The sequence below is a fragment of the Paraburkholderia sp. BGA-UO-ETr-F12 genome (assembly GCF_059567945.1).
In genome coordinates this window covers 513794-534084 of sequence record NZ_JCAQOZ010000066.1, presented here as the reverse complement: position 1 = coordinate 534084, position 20291 = coordinate 513794, and the positions used below count along the sequence as shown (strand labels likewise).

15 protein-coding genes are annotated in these 20291 nt (G+C 62.9%); 11 read left to right on the top strand and 4 right to left on the bottom strand.

Translation table 11 applies throughout. The features are described 5' to 3' along the window. The first annotated feature begins 42 nt into the window (after positions 1-42). Complete coding sequence (locus AC57B6_RS35945) at positions 43-2520, top strand: hypothetical protein (RefSeq protein ID WP_496423102.1); 2478 nt, start codon at positions 43-45, stop codon at positions 2518-2520. A gap of 39 nt (positions 2521-2559) precedes the next feature. Here AC57B6_RS35945 and AC57B6_RS35940 read toward each other — a convergent pair whose 3' ends face one another. Continuing rightward, positions 2560-3915, bottom strand: a complete 1356-nt coding sequence (locus AC57B6_RS35940; protein WP_496423101.1) for an LLM class flavin-dependent oxidoreductase — start codon at positions 3913-3915, stop codon at positions 2560-2562. A 368-nt stretch (positions 3916-4283) separates the two neighbouring features. Between AC57B6_RS35940 and AC57B6_RS35935 the strand changes: the two genes are divergently transcribed. The 3 genes from AC57B6_RS35935 to AC57B6_RS35925 all read left to right on the top strand — a co-directional run bounded on the left by AC57B6_RS35935 (position 4284) and on the right by AC57B6_RS35925 (position 7376). Then, a complete protein-coding gene (locus AC57B6_RS35935) occupies positions 4284-5648 on the top strand; it encodes an LLM class flavin-dependent oxidoreductase (RefSeq protein ID WP_496423100.1) in 1365 nt (454 codons plus the stop codon). Between the two features lie 117 nt (positions 5649-5765). After that, positions 5766-6521, top strand: coding sequence for an SDR family NAD(P)-dependent oxidoreductase (locus AC57B6_RS35930; RefSeq protein WP_496423099.1), 756 nt, complete (start codon positions 5766-5768; stop codon positions 6519-6521). 15 nt (positions 6522-6536) lie between these two features. Next, positions 6537-7376, top strand: a complete 840-nt coding sequence (locus AC57B6_RS35925; RefSeq protein ID WP_496423098.1) for a CmcJ/NvfI family oxidoreductase — start codon at positions 6537-6539, stop codon at positions 7374-7376. 135 nt (positions 7377-7511) lie between these two features. On the opposite strand, the gene groL is transcribed toward AC57B6_RS35925, so the two are convergent. Both groL and AC57B6_RS35915 read right to left on the bottom strand, forming a co-directional pair. Next, positions 7512-9152, bottom strand: coding sequence for a chaperonin GroEL (groL, locus tag AC57B6_RS35920; protein ID WP_046565759.1), 1641 nt, complete (start codon positions 9150-9152; stop codon positions 7512-7514). Between the two features lie 18 nt (positions 9153-9170). Next, positions 9171-9461: a co-chaperone GroES gene (locus AC57B6_RS35915; RefSeq protein ID WP_028199802.1), complete on the bottom strand. Its 291-nt coding sequence runs from the start codon at positions 9459-9461 to the stop codon at positions 9171-9173. 291 nt (positions 9462-9752) lie between these two features. Between AC57B6_RS35915 and AC57B6_RS35910 the strand changes: the two genes are divergently transcribed. Beyond that, positions 9753-10970, top strand: coding sequence for an acyl-CoA dehydrogenase family protein (locus tag AC57B6_RS35910; protein WP_496423097.1), 1218 nt, complete (start codon positions 9753-9755; stop codon positions 10968-10970). A gap of 54 nt (positions 10971-11024) precedes the next feature. Then, positions 11025-11369: a DUF3088 domain-containing protein gene (locus tag AC57B6_RS35905; RefSeq protein ID WP_474631862.1), complete on the top strand. Its 345-nt coding sequence runs from the start codon at positions 11025-11027 to the stop codon at positions 11367-11369. Between the two features lie 99 nt (positions 11370-11468). Here the strand turns inward: AC57B6_RS35905 and AC57B6_RS35900 are convergent, their stop codons facing one another. Then, on the bottom strand, positions 11469-12698 hold the full coding sequence (locus tag AC57B6_RS35900) for a porin (RefSeq protein ID WP_028199799.1): 1230 nt from the start codon (positions 12696-12698) through the stop codon (positions 11469-11471). Between the two features lie 313 nt (positions 12699-13011). Between AC57B6_RS35900 and AC57B6_RS35895 the strand changes: the two genes are divergently transcribed. The 5 genes from AC57B6_RS35895 (at position 13012) to AC57B6_RS35875 (ending at position 20239) form a co-directional block, all read left to right on the top strand. Then, the gene (locus AC57B6_RS35895) at positions 13012-14646 is read left to right on the top strand and encodes an ABC transporter substrate-binding protein (RefSeq protein WP_496423096.1); all 1635 of its coding nucleotides are present in this window, start codon (positions 13012-13014) and stop codon (positions 14644-14646) included. Positions 14647-14842: 196 nt separating this feature from the next. Further along, positions 14843-16447: an ABC transporter substrate-binding protein gene (locus AC57B6_RS35890; protein WP_496423095.1), complete on the top strand. Its 1605-nt coding sequence runs from the start codon at positions 14843-14845 to the stop codon at positions 16445-16447. 13 nt (positions 16448-16460) lie between these two features. Next, positions 16461-17441, top strand: coding sequence for an ABC transporter permease (locus AC57B6_RS35885; RefSeq protein ID WP_030102655.1), 981 nt, complete (start codon positions 16461-16463; stop codon positions 17439-17441). 45 nt (positions 17442-17486) lie between these two features. After that, on the top strand, positions 17487-18458 hold the full coding sequence (locus AC57B6_RS35880; RefSeq protein WP_496423094.1) for an ABC transporter permease: 972 nt from the start codon (positions 17487-17489) through the stop codon (positions 18456-18458). A gap of 65 nt (positions 18459-18523) precedes the next feature. Continuing rightward, entirely contained in the window at positions 18524-20239 is a 1716-nt protein-coding gene (locus AC57B6_RS35875; RefSeq protein ID WP_496423093.1) for an ABC transporter ATP-binding protein, read from the top strand. The last annotated feature ends 52 nt before the right edge of the window (positions 20240-20291 follow it).

Below are 20291 nucleotides of genomic sequence, written 5' to 3'. Positions count from 1 at the left end.
TCGCGCCGCGCTTCACCCATCTTTTGATCGAGAGACACTGACATGAGCCAGGACCACGGCCACGACCGCAATCACCACAACCACCGCAACCACGGCGATCACGATAGCGGCAGCGGCAACGAAAGCATTGAAGCGACGCTCGGGGCAAAGGGCGTCGCGCTGCGCAAGCGCCTCGGCCCGCATGTCGCGCCCGCCGGTTTATATGAGCGTCATAAGGCGTTGCCGTTTGCCGGGCGCGTGAGCAGCAACGTAACGCAGCTCGAAGCAGGTAGCTGGAGCGAGATCGTTCTCGACTACGAAGTGGGCGCTTCGGGTATCGCCGACGGCGCATGGCTGAAGGCGACCTTCAAGTTCTATTCCGATTGGGCGCTGTTTCAGACCAGCGACCCCAGCGCGGCCAATTACATCAGCGCGGAATATCACGCGGCGCCGCTCGTTGCGGGACAAAGCCCGGCGACCGTCCAGTCGTTGAATGTGCGCTTCGATCAGAAGGGGCACGAAAGGCCGTTTCAGAAGGCCGTGATCGTCGATGTCGCTGACGGCTACCTGAATGCCGGCGACCACATCGTGATTCGCCTCGGCGATCGCCGGCGCGGCCCGGGTACGCGTGTGCAGACTTTCGTCGAGGATCAGTTCCGTTTCCGTTTTTACGTCGACCCGCTCGGCACCTCGCGTTTTGTCGCGGTGCCGGGCGACGTGGTGATCGATATTCATGCCGGCCCGCCTGCCCGTGTGCTGCTCAACGGACCGCGCTTCGTGCAGCCGGCGCAGGCTGCGCCGTTCCGGCTTTCGTTGCAGGACCGCTGGGGCAATGCTTGCCGCGCTGCCGGCGGCGCGGTACGCGTGCGTGCCTATGACGAGCACGAACACCTCGTCTATGAGCGCGAGTTGCCGCTGCCGGCCGAGGGCTGGGCGAGTGTCGCGGTCACCGGCCTGCCGGCGTCATCCGGGACTTTGCGCATCGTGGCGGATGTGCCGTCGCTGCACGATGTGCGCGAGGCGGAGGCCTTTCTGACGGTCGATGCCGCGCTGCCGGTTGCGCGGTCGTTGTACGCCGACTTGCATGTTCATGCGCACGATACGGTGGGCACGAACAGTCCTGCCTACAACGCGGCCTATGCACGCGATATCGGTGGCATCGACGTGCTCGGCTACACCGCTAACGATTTCCAGATCACCGACGCGAACTGGCAACTGGGCGTCGAGACTGTCGAGCAGTTCAACGAGCCGGGGCGCTTCGTGGTCTACCCGGTGCAGGAGTGGTGCGGGAGTTCGACGGCGGGCGGCGATCACAACGTGGTTTTTCTCGGCGACGAGCGGCCTGGTTTCCCGTACAACGCGCGTGGCGAACACAACCGCACGCTGGTGTGGAACGAAGACATGAAGGGCGCGGCGGTCGAGCTGGGCCGCTGGCCGGTGGATGAACTATGGGACGCCTACGTGGACGATGCCGCCCACCATCTGGTGATGCCGCACGTGGGCGGCCGCCGCTATATCCCTGACTGGCATCATCCGGAGCTCGAACGGCTGGTTGAAATTGCATCGACGTGGGGCCATTTCGACTGGCTCTATCGCGACGTGATCGCACGTGGCTATCAACTCGGTGTGGCGGCGAGCGGCGACGAGCACCGCGGCCGCCCGGGCGGCGGAGCGCCTGGCGTGAGCGTGTTCGGCGTGCATGGCGGCCTGACCGGCGTGCTGTCCGATTCTCTCGACCGGCGCTCGGTCGGCGAGGCATTGCGTGCTCGCCGCACGTGGGCGACCACTGGCGAACACAGCGCGGCGCTGGTTCGTTGCGGCGAGTTCTGGCAAGGCGATGCCTTCACCCAGCGCGGACCCGCCACCCTCGACTATCGTTTGCTGGGACGTGCCGGCTGGGAATATGTGGCCGCGTTCGATCACAACGGTCTGCTGGTCGAGCGCAATCTGCACGAAGAACTCGGTTACGCCGAACGCCTGATTCGGGTCCGCTGGGGCGGCGCGCGGATTCGCGACCGCTATCGGTGGGCCTCCTGGCAAGGGCGAATTCGCATCGTCAACGGCACGATCAATAATTTCGGCGCCGGCGGCTTCGAGCATGTGGAAGAGGCGGCGTGGCGCACGGGGGCAACCGACATCGAGTTTCGCAGCGATACCTATGGCGACGCCGATAGCATCGAGATCGATGTGTGCAATCTGGCCCAGGCGCGCATTGTGATCGAAGGCACGATCGACGGCTTCGTTAAGGTGGGCGACCCGCTGCAGGGCAATCCGTTCGCGCACGCGCCGACGTTTCACTGGGAAATCAGCGGGGCCGAGTTGCTCGCAAGCGGCACGGCGCGGCATGAACTCGGCGGCACCGAACTGTTTCTGGCGGTCGAGCGTTTGACGGATCGGCCGTTGCCGGTAGATCTGCAAGGAAGCTTCGAGGTTGCTCCGCAGAACGCCGGTTTTGGCTTTCGCCCGGTGTACGTGTTCGGCCGTCAGCGTGACGACAGCAAGGTGTGGACCTCGGCGCAGTTCATCACGTTCGACAGGTAGAGTAAGCCCACGCGGCCGCCTCGAAGCGGCCGTCTCGAACTACGCGGTCTCGGCCGCTTCCCGCGGGTGCAGGTGGCGGCTGAAAGGGCGTTGCAGCCTGAAGTGTTCGCGCAGCGTACGTCCCTCATAGTCAGTGCGGAAAATGCCGCGCTGCTGCAGCAGCGGAACCACGCCATCAGCGAAGTCCTGCAAGCCACCCGGCAGCACATCCGGCATCAGATTGAAACCGTCGGCGGCGCCGCCTTTGAACCAGTGCTCGATGTCGTCGGCAATCTGTTCCGGCGTACCGACAACCACACGATGTCCGCCGCCGCCCGCCAGCGCGCGGATCAACTGGCGCGCGGTGTAGCCGTGCGTGCGCGCCTGCGCGAGCGTAGCGTGGAAGAACGTGTGATTGCCGTTGCCGCCGCCGGGCAACGAGAGATCGTCCGGCAGGCGCTCGTCGAGTTTCAGGCGCTCGACGCTGATACCCAGTATGCCGGCCAGCCGGGTGAGGCTGTAGGTCCATGGAATCAGATCGACCAGTTCATCGCGGCGGCGCAAAGCCTCGGTTTCGGTTGCGCCGATGATGGTGGTGAGACCGGGTAGCACGCGAATCGCGTCGCTGCCGCGTCCCCACGCTGCCGCGCGAGATTTCAGTTCGCGCGCATAGGCAGCGGCTTCGTCGAACGACTGTGACGCGGAGAACACCGCTTCCGCGTGCCGCGCCGCGAGCTCGCGTCCGTCAGCCGAGCCGCCGGCCTGGATCAGCACGGGGTGCCCCTGGGCGCTACGCGGCAGATTGAACGGGCCATCGACGCTGAAGTATTTGCCGCGATGGTCGATGCGATGCACCTTCGTGGCGTCGATGAAACGGCCGCTCGTCTTGTCGCCGATAAAGGCGTCGTCTTCCCAGCTATCCCACAGCGCCTTCACCACCTCGGTGAACTCGGCTGCGCGCTCGTAGCGTTGCGCATGATCGGGCACCGCCTCGTGCCCAAAATTGCGGGCTGAACCGAGATCGGCGGTCGTCACGATGTTCCAGCCTGCGCGGCCCGCACTGAGCTGATCGAGCGTGGCAAAGCGGCGCGCGATGTTATACGGCTCGTTATAACTCGTCGATGCCGTGCCGATGACGCCGATATGCGTCGTGGCCGCGGCAATGCCGGCGAGCAGCACGGTCGGCTCAAGCGCCGTGATCGGGCGGAAATCGATCTGATCGGCAATCGACGCGTTATCCGCGAGAAACACCGCATCGAATTTCGCGGCCTCGGCAATCTGCGCGACGCGAACGTAGTGAGCTATATCGACAAAAGCGCGCGGATCGGCTTCCTGTGTACGCCATGCGGAAGGGACAAAGCCGGAGTGGAGGATGTTGACGTTCAGATGAAGCTGACGGGGCGGGTCGGTTCTCATGGTCTTGTCGAATGCGGGAGCAGCCAGCAGCGAACGAGCGCGCTGAGCGATCCGTCCATTGTCGAGGAGCGGATGGTTCGCGACCACGAAGGAATTGTGGCATCGATATGCCCGGGCAGACTAAGCGCGCGGCAAGGACCCCTGTTGCCGCGTAATTCAAGGCAACTGCTTGCGAAAAGCCTACGGTTCGTCGCGCCCGACGCTTTGCATATCAGAACAAATTGGTTCTCCACGCGTCCCGCCCAGGCAGACAATCATTCCCGAGCCGCGGCGACCAATCCGGCGGTGGTCGGCGCGGTGTCCGAACGCTGCCACTGCGGCCTGGATCCCGGCGGCGGACTGACCCTCACCCATTTTTCCGGACATCCATGAGCAAACGTAGCGGGCACCTGCGCCTCGGCGCTTTCCTTTATCCGTCCGGGCACCACATTGCGGCGTGGCGGCATCCCGAGGCTCAGGCGGACGCCGGCGTCAACTTCCGTCACTACGTCCGGCTCGCGCAAACGGCCGAGGCCGCGAAGTTCGATCTGATCTTTCTCGCCGACGGCGTGGGGACACGCGGAGACAACCTCGACTTTCTGAGCCGCACGGCGCACAGCTATGTCGCGCAGTTCGAACCGCTCACGCTGCTGTCGGCGCTGGCGGCGGTGACCGAGCGTATTGGCCTCGTCGGCACCGCATCGACGAGCTTCAACGAGCCGTATCACATTGCCCGCAAGTTCGCGTCGCTCGATCACATCAGCGGCGGGCGCGCGGGCTGGAATCTGGTTACCTCGTCGAGCGAGCACGAAGCGAAGAACTTCAATCGTGACAGGCACTTCGACCACGCCGAGCGCTATGCGCGCGCTGCCGAATTCGCGGAGGTGACCGAGGGCTTATGGGACAGTTGGGACGACGACGCGTTCGTTCGCAACAAGGCCGAAGGGCGCTTCTTCGACCCGGATAAGCGGCACGTGCTCGATCATAAGGGCCGCTTCTTCCAGGTCAAGGGGCCGCTGAACGTGGCCCGTTCCCCGCAGGGGCATCCGGTTGTCGTGCAGGCGGGATCGTCCGAAGCCGGCCGCGACCTTGCAGCGAAAACGGCCGAGGTGATCTTTACGGCGCAGCAAACGCTGCAGGATGCGGTGGATTTCTACGCGGACGTGAAAGGGCGCATGGAGGCCTACGGTCGTCACCCCAACGATCTGAAGATCATGCCGGGCGTGTTTCCGATTGTCGGCCGCACCGAAGCGGAGGCGAAAGAGAAGTTCGAGCAATTGCAGTCGCTCATTGATCCCCGGGTCGGACTCGCACTGGTATCCGGACTGACCGGTGGCTTCGATCTCTCGGCTTATCCGCTCGATGGCCCGATCCCGGAACTGCCTGAAACGAATGCCAGCAAGAGCCGGCAGTTGCTGACGCTCGAACTGGCGCGCCGCGAGAACCTTACGATCCGCGAGCTCTATTTGCGAGTCGCGGGTGCGCGGGGCCACTGGCAACTGGTCGGCACGCCGGCACAGATTGTCGATCAGCTCGAAGAGCGCTTTGTGAATCACGGCGCGGACGGGTTCAACGTGATGCCGCCGGTGCTGCCGCATGGCTTGACCGATTTCGTCGAACTGGTGGTGCCTGAGTTGCGCCGGCGCGGTTTGTTCCGCGAGAACTACGAAGGCCGCACGTTGCGCGAGAACCTCGGATTGCGGCGGCCCGGCAACCGCTATTTTTCCGTGGCCAGTCTTGAATCCGACGCATAACTTTCCACGATTCGTTATTTCCTTCCTGCCCGGCCATCGCCTACGCTGAAACGATAGGCGCATGCGCCTGCTGCCGCCACGCGTTGCGTGCCGCGGCTACCTGCAATGGAGATTCCAATGACCGGGACTGTCGAAGAGCGGCAGGAGAGGACGCGTTTCGCGTGGATTGCCGGGGTGGGCGCGAGCGCCGGATTGGGTGCGGCGCTCGCGCGCCGCTTCGCTCAGGGTGGCTTAAGCGTGGTCGTGACGGGGCGCTCGCGTGAGCGGCTCAAAGCGATCGTCGACGAAATCCGCAGTGCCGGCGGCCATGCGGTGGCTGCGCCGGGCGACGTCACGCGCGAAGCGGATCTGACGGCAATTGCCGGGCAAATCACGACGCAAGGCACGCTCGAAGTGGCCATTTTCAACGCCGCCGGTGCGACGCGTGCGCCGACGCTCGAACTGAGCGCGGAGCAGTTCGAGGCCGCATGGCGAGTGACGACGCTGGGCGGCTTTCTGTTCGCGCGGGCGGCGCTGCAACCGTTGCTGGCGGCCGGCCGAGGTTCATTACTCTTTACCGGCGCGACTGCATCGCTGCGCGGGCGTCCGCCGTTTGCCGCGTTCGCTTCCGCCAAAGCCGGTTTGCGCTCGCTGACGCAAAGCCTCGCGCGCGAGTTCGGGCCGCGCAATATCCATGTTGCGCATGTGGTGGTCGACGGCGGCATCGACGGCGAGCGCCTGCGTACGTCCTCGCCGCAGAGGGTGGCCGAGCGCGGTGAGGACGGCCTCCTGAATCCTGCCGATATCGCCGACGCCTACTGGTATCTCCATCAGCAGGCGCGCAGTGCATGGTCGCAGGAAATCGATCTGCGGCCATTCAACGAATCGTTTTGACGTGAGGGCATGAACATGAGCGATATCGTTATCGATGCACCGGTGTTGGCCACGACAATCGAGGCGGAACTGAACTACCTCGAATTTACCGGCGAGAAACCGGTGTCGTATCAGTACGACCCGCCACCGGGTGTTCCGAAGCGCAGCGGCGTGTACCGGGCGCACCGGGTCAGCATTGCGAATGCGCGCGTTGCACCGCCGCCTGGCGTGTTGTCGATCGATCGTAACGGCTTCGAACTGCATCGGCATGCCAGCGCGTTGAGTGACTTCTCCGATCCGGCAAAGATCGAGTCTGTCTGCTATCCGGAAGCGGAGCGCCTGCTGAAGCAGGCTACCGGTGCGCGGCGTGTAGTCGTGTTCGACCATACGTTGCGCGACGGCAATCCTGAACGCGGCAATGGCATAAGGGAGCCGGTCAAGTACATCCATAACGACCAGACGTTTGTGTCGGGACCGCGCCGGGTGCGCGATCATTTGCCGGCAGCGGAAGCCGAACGTTTGCTGAAAGGGCGCGTGGCGATCGTCAATCTATGGCGCCCGATCGGAGAAACGGTGCACGCGTCGCCGCTCGCGCTATGCGATTCGCGCAGTATTGCGCTCAACGATCTGGTGGCGTCGGACCTGGTGTATCCCGACAAGGTTGGCGAGACGTATGCGCTGGTGTTCAATCCGCGGCACCGCTGGTACTACTTCCCGCATATGTCGCCGGATGAATACCTGTTGCTGAAGATCTACGATTCGGCGGGTGACGGCATCGCGCGCCTGACGGCCCACACGGCATTCGACGATCCAACATCGCCGGCCGATGCGCCGCCGCGCAGAAGCATTGAGCTGCGCACGCTGCTGTTTTTCTGAGTGAGTTTGTGCATGCCGCGCTGGCGTAGCAGGTTGCGGCGCCTGGCTCGGCTGACCTACAAATTCATGTTGAACCACGCCGGCATGCGTGTTGAAAAGCATGCCGGCGTGTATGCGGATAGAACGTCTTGACGCCTAGAAGTCGAGACCCGGTCCGCCTGCGCCCGGACCGCCCGGCTGGCCCGCTGCCGGCGCATCCTTCGGCGCTTCATGCACGGTGGCGTCGGTGGTCAACAGCAGACCCGCAACCGACGCCGCGTTTTGCAGCGCCGTACGCGTGACCTTGGTCGGATCGAGCACGCCCGATTCCACGAGGTCGCCGTACTCGCCGGTCTGCGCGTTATAACCGAAGTTGCCCGTGCCTTCGGCCACTTTCGCAACTACCACGCTGGCCTCTTCGCCGGCGTTCGTCACGATCTGGCGCAGCGGTTCCTCGAGCGCGCGCAGCACGATCTTGATGCCCGCATCCTGATCGGCGTTCACGCCCTTGAGCCCGCTGATGGCCTGCTTCACGCGAATCAGCGCGACGCCGCCGCCCGGCACAATGCCTTCTTCGACCGCGGCGCGCGTGGCGTGCAGCGCATCGTCGACGCGGTCTTTCTTTTCCTTGACTTCGATCTCGGTCGCACCGCCCACCTTGATGACGGCAACGCCGCCCGCCAGCTTCGCGACACGTTCCTGCAGTTTCTCGCGGTCGTAATCGGAGCTCGCTTCCTCGATCTGCGTGCGAATCTGCTTCACGCGTGCTTCGATGTTCTTGCTGTCGCCCGCGCCGTCGATGACCGTGGTGTTCTCCTTGCCCACCTCGATGCGCTTGGCCTGACCGAGTTCCGCGAGCGTCGCCTTTTCGAGCGACAGGCCGGTTTCCTCAGCGATCACCTGGCCGCCGGTCAGGATCGCGATATCTTCGAGCAGTGCCTTGCGGCGGTCGCCGAAGCCCGGTGCCTTGACCGCGACCGTTTTCAGAATGCCGCGAATGTTGTTCACCACCAGGGTGGCGAGCGCTTCGCCTTCGACGTCTTCCGCGATGATCAGCAGCGGGCGGCCGGCTTTCGCGACCTGTTCCAGAATCGGCAGCAGATCACGGATGTTCGATACCTTCTTGTCGTGCAGCAGCACGAACGGGTTATCGAGCACGGCAACCTGTTTGTCCTGATCGTTGATGAAATAGGGCGACAGGTAGCCGCGATCGAACTGCAGGCCCTCCACCACATCGAGTTCATCGTCGAGCGACTTGCCGTCTTCAACGGTAATGACGCCTTCCTTGCCGACCCGGTCGATCGCTTCGGCAATCCGCTGGCCGATCGATTCTTCACCGTTGGCCGAAATCGTCGCGACCTGGGCGATTTCCTTGCTGGTGGTAGTCGGTTTGCTGATCTTCCTGAGTTCTTCGATCGCGGCGACCACGGCCTTGTCGATGCCGCGTTTCAGGTCCAGCGGGTTGAGGCCCGCCGCGACGTATTTCTGGCCTTCGCGCACGATCGCCTGTGCAAGCACGGTTGCGGTGGTGGTGCCGTCGCCGGCGGCGTCGCTGGTGCGCGAAGCGACTTCTTTCACGAGTTGCGCGCCGATGTTCTGCACGCGGTCCGGCAATTCGATTTCCTTGGCGACCGAGACGCCGTCTTTGGTCACGACCGGTGAGCCGAAGCTGCGCTCCAGCACAACGTTGCGTCCTTTCGGGCCGAGCGTGACCTTGACCGCGTTGGCCAGGATGTTGACGCCTTCGACCAGTTTCGAGCGGGCGACGTCGCTAAAAATAATTTCTTTTGCTGCCATGGTTTGACGCTCCGTTCGTTATTGAGTGACCACTGCCACAACATCTTCTTCGCGCAGCACAAGCAGTTCGTTGCCGTCGACCTTGACCGACTGCCCGGCGTACTTGCCGAACAGCACACGTTCGCCGACTTTCAGATCCGGCTCGATACGCTTGCCGTCGCTATCGCGCTTGCCCGGTCCAATGGCGATCACTTCACCCTGGTCCGGCTTTTCGGCGGCGCTTTCGGGAATGACGATGCCTGAGGCAGTTCTGGTTTCCTGGTCGAGACGCTTGACGATCAAGCGGTCATGCAAGGGACGTAGGCTCATGTTGGACTTCCGCGATTGAGATTTGGCACTCGTCGGTGGTGAGTGCTGACCGGAATCGAGTATAGAAAGATGCCGCGCGGCGCTCCAATAACGGATTCATCGATCCTTATCGGTGAATCGCATTTCAGAATCGCGCATATTCATAGCTTGAATTGCTTGTTCAGTGCCGCGTGCCGCGTCCCTATACTGGTCCGTCGAACCGGCACGTCCCACGCGGACGCCGATATTCATGCTCCCAGCACACCTCGCCGGATCAAGCCTGATCTGTGCGCTTTTACAAGGAATCAAGGCATGCAGGTCTCTCAGGAAAGCGCGGCGCGTACGCGGCTTCAGGCGGCACTCGCCGCGTTGCCGGCGCTCGCCGAAGCAATCGGCGAAGATGCGGCGCAACGCGAAGTACGTCGCGAGTTGCCGTTCGACCGCTTCGCGTTGTTTCGCGAATCGGGGCTAGGCGTGCTCCGTTTTCCGGCCGAGTGGGGTGGCCTCGGTGGTTCGCTGGAAGATCTCTTTCATGTGATCGCCACACTGGCCGCGCATGAGTCGAATGTTGCGCATGCGTTGCGGATTCATTTCGATCTGACCGAGCAGTTGCTGCTGTCGCCGCGCTCCGCGTTCAACGACACGCAGATCGAACGGGTACAGAACGGGGCGATCTTCGGCGGTGCGTCGACGGAACTCGGTACCGCGAGGCCTGGCGAAATCGTCACCAGGCTGGTGCGCGACGGTGAGCACTTTCGCGTGACGGGGAAAAAGTACTACTCGACCGGCACCGCGTTCTCCGACTATGCGCGTATCAATGTGCAGGACGAGAACGACGAGAAGGTGTCGATCGTGATTCCGGTCGCTCGCGAAAGCTTGCAGGTACTCGACGACTGGGACGGAATGGGGCAGCGCATGACGGCGAGCGGCAGCCTGGTGCTCGACAATGTGCAGGTCTTTGCGCATGAAATCGCGACGCGCGGCTATACCAGTCTCGCGGGCCGCCATGGCAGCGCGGTGCGGCAGTTGCATCTGGTCACGGTCGCGGCAGGGATTGTGCGCAACATTCTCGCGGATGCGCGGCGCTACGTGACGCAATACGGGCGCCCAGTACTGCATAGCCCGGCAGCCTCGGCGCGCGAAGACGGTTTCGTGCAGCAGGTGGTAGGCGATCTCGCGGCGCACAGCCTCTCGATCGACGCGCTGGTGGCGCAAAACGCCCGCACCCTGGACCGCTCGGCCAATGCCATTCGCAGCGGCGCGGCCAATGCGGAAGATCTCGTGCTGGAAGGGGCGCTGGCGACCGCCAAAACGCAACTGGTGGTCAGCAAACTGGCGCTTCATGCGGGCGAGCGTCTGTTTGAAATCGGCGGGGCTTCGGCTACGGGGCGCGCGCACAATTTCGACCGTCACTGGCGCAATCTGCGCACCATCTTCAGCCATAACCCTTTGCTGCATAAAGCGCGCGTGGTCGGCGATTATGAGTTGAACGGCGTGACCACGCACCTGACCGAAGGCCGCGTTTTCTGAGGCACTGGAAAGACCGCCGCCATTCACTCATCCATCATCTCATCACGGAATGCCATGAGCCGAGATCTGCTTTTACTGTTGGAACCAGGCTTCACCGATCCGAAACATCCCGGTGAGCGCTTTATCTGCCCGGATGGCGCACCGATCGAAGGCTTGCTGGCCAGCGACCTGGCGCTCAACGCACGGCTGGATATTCGCCGCTTGCCGTTCCCGCGTCCGCGCGCCGCGGTTGTGGAGGCGCTCGATGCCGAGCATCAAAGTCTGCCGGTATTGATACTCGGCGACGAACAGCCGGCGCCCGCCGATGCGCAGACGCTGGGCGACAAGCGCTTCGTGACGGATACGCGCCGGATCCTCGACCTGCTCGCGCAGCGGCACGGTTTTCCCAAGGTGCATTGACCTGCGTGGAGGGTGTCCGCCAGTTCCCGCGCGCATGGTTCGTTGCGCGCGGCAGAAACAACGGACACCCGATACTCATTCCTCCAAGGTGCGCCGGCCTCAGAACAGATGCTTGATGCCCGCCGAGACCGCCACCTGTTTGCTGGTTGCGGACGGCGTGAGATACCCGATCGCAGCAACCGCCGGCCGGCCCAGCGAGTCGGTGCCGCTGGCGTGCTGGTAGGCGCCGGTCAGGTACAGATCGGTGGCTTTCGATAGCGAGTACGCCGTACCGAGATTCAACTGCTCGTACTTCGCGCTGCCCTTGCCACCGACGCTTCCTCCCTCCGTATAGTCGAACGATGTACCGAAGCGCAGGAACGGCGTGGCCTGATAACGCAGGCTCGCACTAACGGTACTGAGCGTGGTCGAGCCGCTGTAGTTGAGCGGATTGAGCGACGCGTTCGAGCCTAGCCCGCGAAACTGTGTATTCGAGTACGCCGCGCCGAAGATCGCACCGCCGCTCGTATAGGTCGTTGCAACCGAAATGGTCTGCTGTGTGCGGGCCGATGCGAAACCGGCAATCGCGGGATTGGATTCGGGCGCCGTGGCCGACCCGGCGGAACCCAGGTTATTGCCGGTGGCGCTCGCATTGGCGTTAGTGCCGTAGAGCGACGTATTCGGGTTGCGTGCATTGACGATCGACGCGGCGATCGCGAACGCTCCACCGGTATAGCTGCCGCCTGCGGACCAGAGCTGATTCTGCGTCACGTTCCCAGCCACGCCGCCCACGCTGTACAGTCCGCCGAAACGGAAGCCGTTGAAAGAATCCGACAGGTACTTGATCGAATTGTTGATGCGGTGCGTGAAGTTCAGATTGTCATAGTCGGCGGGGTGGATCGAGAGGTTGCCCCAATACCAGCCGTGGATCAACGGCGACACGAATTCCACCGAGGTGTCGCCCTGGCGTCCGAGCGTGAAGGTGCCGTAGCGCCCGGCTGTGACACCTACCCACGCCTGGCGGCCGAACTCGGTGCCGCCTTGTCCAAGCGCACCGCTATTCACACTGAGCCCGCTTTCCAGCTGGAACACGGCCTTCAGGCCGCCTCCCAGATCTTCCACGCCTTTCAGGCCCCAGCGGCTCGACGACAGGCCCGATGAACCGCTATCGAACTGCGACACCTGGGTGCCGCCCTTCGGTTTGCCGGACGCGGACGTTGCAGCGGTTTGCGCGTTGTTCGTATACGTGACGTTGCCGGTGACGATCCCATACAGCGTGACGCTGCTTTGCGCACTTGCCGTGCCGGCCATTAATGAGGAAACGCTAAAAGCAAAAAGCAGTTTTTTCATGATTATTCGAATCGATGTGGAAAAAGCGTCGGAGAAGTGATTGTTCGAGGGTCGTTTTGAAGCGACGAGTAACGATAAGCAAAACGAATTTATTGAACAAACAAGCAAATTCGATATGGATATCGATGATTTCCCCGGGGTGTGCGCTCAAGCGGCGATCATCGAGCGATAACGCCAACTATCGACAGTAGATATGCAATCCTGAATTAATTCGTTCTGTCGCGACATTGCGGTTGATATCTTGCAGCGCATCCAATAGCCATTGCGGGTGCGTTGCCGGTCGGCACAGCGCTCGCCTCCGAGGGGAGGTCGCATGAGTCAGCGCAGAGGATTTCATTCCGGACGTCGTCACGTATTGCTGGGGCTCGCGGGCAGCGCGGCGGGTGTCGCGCTCGGCCCATTCACGCCGTTGGCGCAGGCTGCGGTTCAGGACAGCACCGTGGCGCCGCGACGCGGCGGCCGGTTGACGGTACTGGTGAATCCGGAGCCGAACGCACTGGTCAACTTCGCAACCACGGCGGGCGCGGAACAGAGAATCAGCCCCAAGGTGACCGAAGGTCTGCTGGCCTATGACTTCAACGTGCAGCCGCGCGCGCAACTCGCCACCACCTGGTCGATCAGCCCCGACGGTTTGCAGTACACGTTCCGGCTGAGAGAGGGGGTGCGTTGGCACGACGGTCAGCCGTTCACCTCGAAAGACGTGGCGGTGTCGATCGGGCTGCTCAAGCAGTATCACTCGCGCGGCCGCTCGACCTTCGCCAACGTGCTGGCAGTAGAGACGCCCGACCCGCACACGGCGTTGCTGAAGTTATCGAAGCCGGCACCGTATCTGATCTATGCGCTTGCCGCATCGGAATCGCCAATCGTGCCCGCGCACATCTACGGCAGCGGCAATCCGCTGGAGAATCCTCATAACATCGAGCCGATCGGCACGGGACCTTATCGGTTCAAGCGTTGGGAGCGCGGCAGTCATGTTGTGTTCGTGCGCAATCCTGACTACTGGGACGCGCCAAAACCTTATATCGACGAACTGGTGGTGCGCTTTATCGGCGATCCGGCGGCGCGGGCCGTGGCACTTGAAACCGGCGAACTGGATCTGGCGGGTGAAAATCCGGTGCCTCTCGCCGACATCCAGCGCCTCGCGGCTCTGCCGCATCTGGCGCTGGAAACACGCGGCTATAGCTACAATGCCGCGCAAACCCAGTTGCAGTTCAATCTCGACAACCCCTATCTGTCGAAGCAGAAGGTCCGTCAGGCAATTGCACACAGCATCGACCGGCAGGCAATCCTGAAGTCGGTATGGTACGGCTACGGGATCGTTTCGCCGTCACCGATCAGTCCGCTCTTGACCCAGTTCTATGATCCGGATGTGCCGAGTTTGCCATACGATCCCGGCAAAGCCGGGCAATTACTCGACGAGGCCGGTTTGCCGCGGCAGGCGAACGGTTTTCGTTTTCCGTTGACGATCGATTTCAACCCGTACGACCCAACCTTCGCCCGCCTTGCTGAATATTTACGGCAGACGTTGCGTCGTATAGGAATCGAGTCGACCGTGCGTTCGCAGGATTTCGGCGCCTACGTGAGACGGATCTATACCGATCGCGATTTCGCTCTCGACGCCAACTTTCTTGGCAATACCTTCGATCCGACCGTGGGTGTACAGCGCCTTTACTGGTCGCGCAACTTCAAGAAAGGGGTGGCGTTCTCCAACGCGTCGCACTATGACAGCCCCGAGGTCGACCATCTGCTCGAAGCGGCCGCGGTGGAGAACGATCCGCGCACCCGCGTCGAGTACTTTAAAAAGTTCCAGTGGGCGATAGCGCGTGACCTGCCGATCGTCAATCTGGTCACGCTCAAGCAGGTGACCCTCTACAACCGGCGTGTGCATAACCATACGGTGACCGCCGACGGTCTGGGCGGCAATCTGGCCGATGTGTTTCTTGCCTGAGCTGGCGATCCATAGCGGTGCGGCTCCTTTCCTTCACATCGTGCTTTGCATATGCATAACGATTGGTTCGTTTGCTGTCGCAGCGGCTTTATCGTGAGCGCTGCGGCAGCAGTATTGCCGAAAGAATCACGAAGGCAATTCATTCGGCCACCACGGGCCGAATCATCGAAATCATCGGCAAAAGGAAAGGGATCACATGGCAGGGCTGAATCGACGCGAATTTCTGATTTCATCGGGCGCAGCGCTGGCGACGGCCGGCATGCCCGCACTGACGTTCGCACAAGGCGACAGCGCCGGGCCGAAGCGGGGCGGCACGCTGAACATGCTGATCAATCCGGAGCCGCCGGTGCTCGTGTCGATCTTTCAGACCACCGGTCCCGCGCTCGTAGCGAGCTCCAAGGTGCTCGAAGGCCTGCTCGCCTATGACTTCGATTTGCGGCCGAGACCACAGCTCGCCACCGCATGGACCGTCAGTCCGGATGGGCTGAAGTACACGTTCACACTGCGGCAGAACGTCAAATGGCACGACGGGCAGCCGTTCACCTCAGCCGATGTCGCGTTCTCGATCGACCTGCTCAAGGCGGTGCATCCGCGCGGCCGCAGCACATTCGCCAACGTAACACGCGTGGCCACGCCGGATGCCCGCACGGCGGTGATCGAGTTGTCGAAGCCGGCCCCGTATCTGCTCAAGGCGCTCTCGGCGGGCGAATCGCCAATCGTGCCTAAACACCTGTATGCGTCGGGCGATCCGCTGTCCAATCCGCATAACAACGCGCCGATCGGCACCGGGCCGTTTCGCTTCAAATCGTGGACGCGCGGCGCCAATATCGTCTACGAACGTAATCCGGACTACTGGGACGCGGGCAAACCGTATATCGACGGCCTCGTATTCAAGGTGATTCCCGATGCCGCCGCACGTTCCGCCGCATTCGAAACCGGCGCGCTCGATCTGGGCGGCGAAAATCCGGTGCCGCTCACCGATCTGCCGCGCCTCACGCAATTGCCGCAACTGGCCGTCGAAACACGCGGCTATCGCTTTCTGGAGCCGCTCGCCGAAATCGACTTCAATCTCGACCACCCGATTCTCAAGGACCTTCGAGTGCGCCAGGCGATCGCTCACGCCGTCAATCCGCAGATCGTCCAGCGCACGGTGGCGTATGGCTACGCCGATCTGTCGCCCACGCCGATCACGCCGGGCTCGCCGTATCACGACGCGAGGCTCACACCCTATGCATTCGATATCGGCAACGCCGAAAAACTGCTCGATGCAGCGGGTTATCCGCGCAAGGACAGCGGCGTGCGCTTCGGTCTGACGCACGATTTTCTGCCCTATGGCGACATGTACCGCCGCCAGGCGGACTACGTGAAGTCGGCGCTGGCGCGGGTGGGTATCGACGTTACCGTGCGCTCGCAGGATCTTCCGGCGTTCCTGAAGCGTGTGTATGCGGATCGTCAGTTCGATTTCACCAGTATCGGCGTCAACACACTGTTCGACCCGAGCGTAGGGGTTCAGCGCCTCTACTGGTCGAAGAATATCCGTCCGGGTGTGCCGTTTTCGAACGCGCCGCATTACAGCAATCCTGAAGTCGACCGGCTGCTGGAAAGTGCGTCGGTCGAAACCGATGAGAGCAAACGCGTCGCGCTGTACCAGCAGTTCCAGCAGATCGTGTATCGCGAGCTGCCGATTCTCAACCTGGTCGCGCCGCGCATGGTCACGCTCGCGAACCGTCGCGTTCACAACCACACGGTTTCCGCGCAGGGCCTTGAAGGCAATCTCGCGGACGTCTATCTGAGCGCATGACCGGAGAGACACGATGAGTCGACGTTTGCGTTTCGCTGCGATTGCCCGGCGTACCGCGTGGCAGGCACTGCCGACGGTGATCGGCATCGTGATCCTGAACTTCTTTCTGCTCAAGCTGATGCCGGGCGATGCCGCCGACGTGCTGGCCGGCGAGTCCGGCTCGGCAACGGTGGAAACGATGCAGGTGCTGCGCGCGAAGTTCGGGCTCGATCAGCCGGTGCTGCATCAGTTGTGGTCGTACCTCGCGCATCTCTCGCATTTCAGTCTGGGTTATTCACCGCGCTACGACATGCCGGTGATGCAACTGATTCTGTCGCGCCTGCCCAATACGCTGCTGCTGATGGGCGTGGCCTTATCGTTCGCGATCGTGGCTGGCGTGGTGCTCGGCGCGGTGATGGCGCATTGGGCCGGTAAATGGCCCGACCGGGTGCTGTCCGTGCTGGCCTTGCTGTTCTATTCGACACCGGGTTTCTGGATCGGCCTGCTGGCGATCGTGCTGTTCTCGGTGCATCTGGGCTGGCTGCCGAGCGGGGGCAACATCACGCTCGGTGTGCAGTTACACGGATTCGCCTGGTTTGCCGACGCAGCCAGACATGTGCTGCTGCCTGCCGCGACGCTGGCGACCTTCTTTGTCGCGATCTACGCACGGCTCACCCGGGCCGCGATGCTGGAGGTGCAGCGCCAGGACTTCGTGCGAACCGCGCAGGCCAAAGGTTTGCATCCATGGCGCGTGACGGTGCGGCATGTCTTGCGGAACGCGCTGATGCCGCTCACGACGATCATCGGGATTCATTTCGGCACGCTGCTGGGTGGTGCGGCTGTGACCGAGACGGTGTTCAGTTGGCCAGGGCTTGGGCGTCTCGCGCTCGACGCCGTGATGGCGCGCGATTTCAGCGTGCTGCTCGGCGTGTTGCTGCTGTCGTCGCTGCTCGTGATCGTCGCCAATGTGCTGGTCGATCTGTTGCAGGCGTGGCTCGATCCGCGCGTGGCGTGACGGCTTTCACGCGCACGCCGACCTGTTTAATCTCAGAGGAATGAAATGGCTTCCGACTCTTCCAACCTGATTGCCACCCCGCCTGAGCCCACAACCTCGCCGTGGCGGCGTCAACTGGCCGGCACGCTGTTCGGTCAGCGGCGTGCCGGCGCCGCGGCTGCATCCGGATCGCGCGCGCCGGGGCGAGGCGTAGGACGGGCGCTGCTGCGCAACCCGTCCGCGTTTGCCGGCTTGCTGTTACTGGCAGCCTTCATCGCACTCGCACTCAGCGCGGGACATCTGTTCCCGGGCGATCCGCTCGATATGGTGGCGGCGCCCTTCGAATGGCCGGGTGCCGATCCGCAATACTGGCTCGGCACGGATTCGCTGGGCCGCGATGTGGCGGCGGGCATCGCGCACGGTACACGCGTGTCGCTGCTGATCGGCGCGGCGTCGGCGGGTATCGGTCTGGTGATCGGCACGCTGGTCGGGGCGACCGGGGGCTTCTTCGGCGGGGTGATCGACGATCTGCTGGTACGCGTGACCGAACTCTTTCAAACGGTGCCGTCGTTTTTGCTGGTGATCGTGATTGTGGCGATCGGCCGGCCGAGCGTGACGATCATCGCGCTGGCAATCGGCATCGCCTCGTGGCCTACCGTCGCGCGGATCGTGCGTGCTGAATTCCGTACGCTGCGTCAGGCGGATTTCGTGCTCGCCGCACGCAGCCAGGGATTCGGCAACGCGCGCATCATCTTCGGCGAGATTTTGCCGAACGCTTTGCCGCCGGTGATCGTCACCGCATCGGTAATGGTGGCGAGCGCGATCCTGATCGAGTCGTCGCTGTCGTTTCTCGGCATGGGCGACCCGAACGTGGTGAGTTGGGGCGGCATGATCGGCGCCGGTCGCGATTCGTTGCGCACCGCATGGTATCTGACCGCGATTCCCGGCGCGGCGATCGTTCTCGCGGTGCTTGCGCTGAACCTGCTTGGCGACGGTCTGAACGATGCGCTCAACCCGCGCTTGCGCGAACGCGTTTGACGAGTGGCTCAAAAATCGGCTCAAAAGCAGCTCAAAAGTAGCCGGCAACGTACAAAGGATGCACCGTGGCAAACCTGCTTGAAGTACGCGACTTACGCGTCAGTTTCGGCGCGCATGAAGCGGTGCGCGGCCTGAGTTTCGACATCGCGCACGGCGAGACGCTGGCACTGGTCGGCGAATCGGGTTGCGGCAAATCGGCGACGGCGCTTTCGTTGATGCGTCTTGTGCCTACGCCGGGGCGTGTGACGGGGAGCCTGCGCTTCGACGGTCGTGAGTTGCTCGATCTGCCGGCGCGCGAGATTCGGGAGATTCGCGGGCAACAGATTTCGATGATCTTCCAGGAGCCGATGACGTCGCTCAATCCCGTGCTGTCGATCGGCGCGCAGATCGTCGAGACCTTGCGCGAGCATGAGCGCCTGTCCAAAGCCGCGGCATGGAAGCGTGCCGTCGAGCTGCTCGAACTGGTGCGGATTCCGGAGCCGCAGCGGCGGGTGTTCGACTTTCCGCACGAGTTGTCTGGCGGCCAGCGGCAACGCGTAATGATCGCGATGGCGGTGGCCTGCCGGCCGCGTCTGCTGATTGCCGATGAGCCGACCACGGCGCTCGACGTCACGATTCAGGCGCGCATTCTCGACCTGCTCGACGGTTTGCGTCGCGAGTTGTCGATGTCCTTGCTGCTGATTACGCACGACCTCGGCATTGTCGCGAGCCATGCGGATCGTGTCGCCGTGATGCTCGCGGGCGAGAAGGTGGAGGAAGCGCCGGTCGCGCGGCTCTTTACGCAAGCGCAGCATGCCTACACGCGCGGTCTGCTTGGCGCGTCGCTGAATCTTGCCGACGATCTGCATTATCGCGGCTGGAAACTACCCGAAATTCGTCACGGTATTGATGACGACGGCAAACCGAGCTTCGCCGTGGTGGCGCGTTCGGTACGCACCGGCCACTTTGTTGCGGATGCCGATCCCGCACAACGTCTGACCGCGGTGAGCGAAGCACCGTTACTCGCGCTACAGGACGTGCGGATCGATTATCCGCAACGTCACGGCAAAACCACACTGCGCGCGGTCGACGGCGTTTCGTTGCAGATCGCGCGAGGCGAAACGGTTGGTCTGGTCGGCGAATCCGGTTGCGGGAGATCGACGCTCTCCAAGGCGATCCTGCGGCTGGTGCCGACAGCGGGCGGGGAAATCCGTTTGCGCGGGACCGATCTCGTGCCGCTGGGCGAGCGCGAGCTGCGGCCGTTGCGGCGTCATGTGCAGATGGTGTTCCAGGACCCCTATGCGTCGCTCAATCCGCGCCGCACGGTGGCGGAAATTCTCGATACGGTGCTGGTGGTGAACGGAATTGGTAACGCGCAGCAGCGCCGTACACGGATCGCCACCATGCTCGATCGTGTGGGTCTGCCGAACTCGGCGCTCGGGCGTTTTCCGCACGAGTTCTCAGGCGGCCAGCGGCAACGCATTGGCATCGCGCGGGCATTGGTGCTGGAACCCGATCTGCTGATCTGCGATGAACCGGTGTCCGCACTCGACGTATCGATTCAGGCGCAGATCCTCAATCTGCTGGTCGACCTGAAGCGCGACCTGGGGCTTGCGTACCTGTTCATCTCGCACGATCTCTCGGTGGTGCGATATATCGCGGATCGCGTGCATGTGATGCAGGCGGGACGGATTGTGGAAAGCGGGCATCACCGGGACATCTGGCGTGCGCCGCAGCATCCGTACACGCGCACGTTGCTCGACGCGATTCCCGGCAAGACCTTCGACGCGCAGGCGGCGTAGCCTGCACAGTTCGTACGAAGCCAGCTGCATAAGGCCGCTCCAGGCGGCCTCA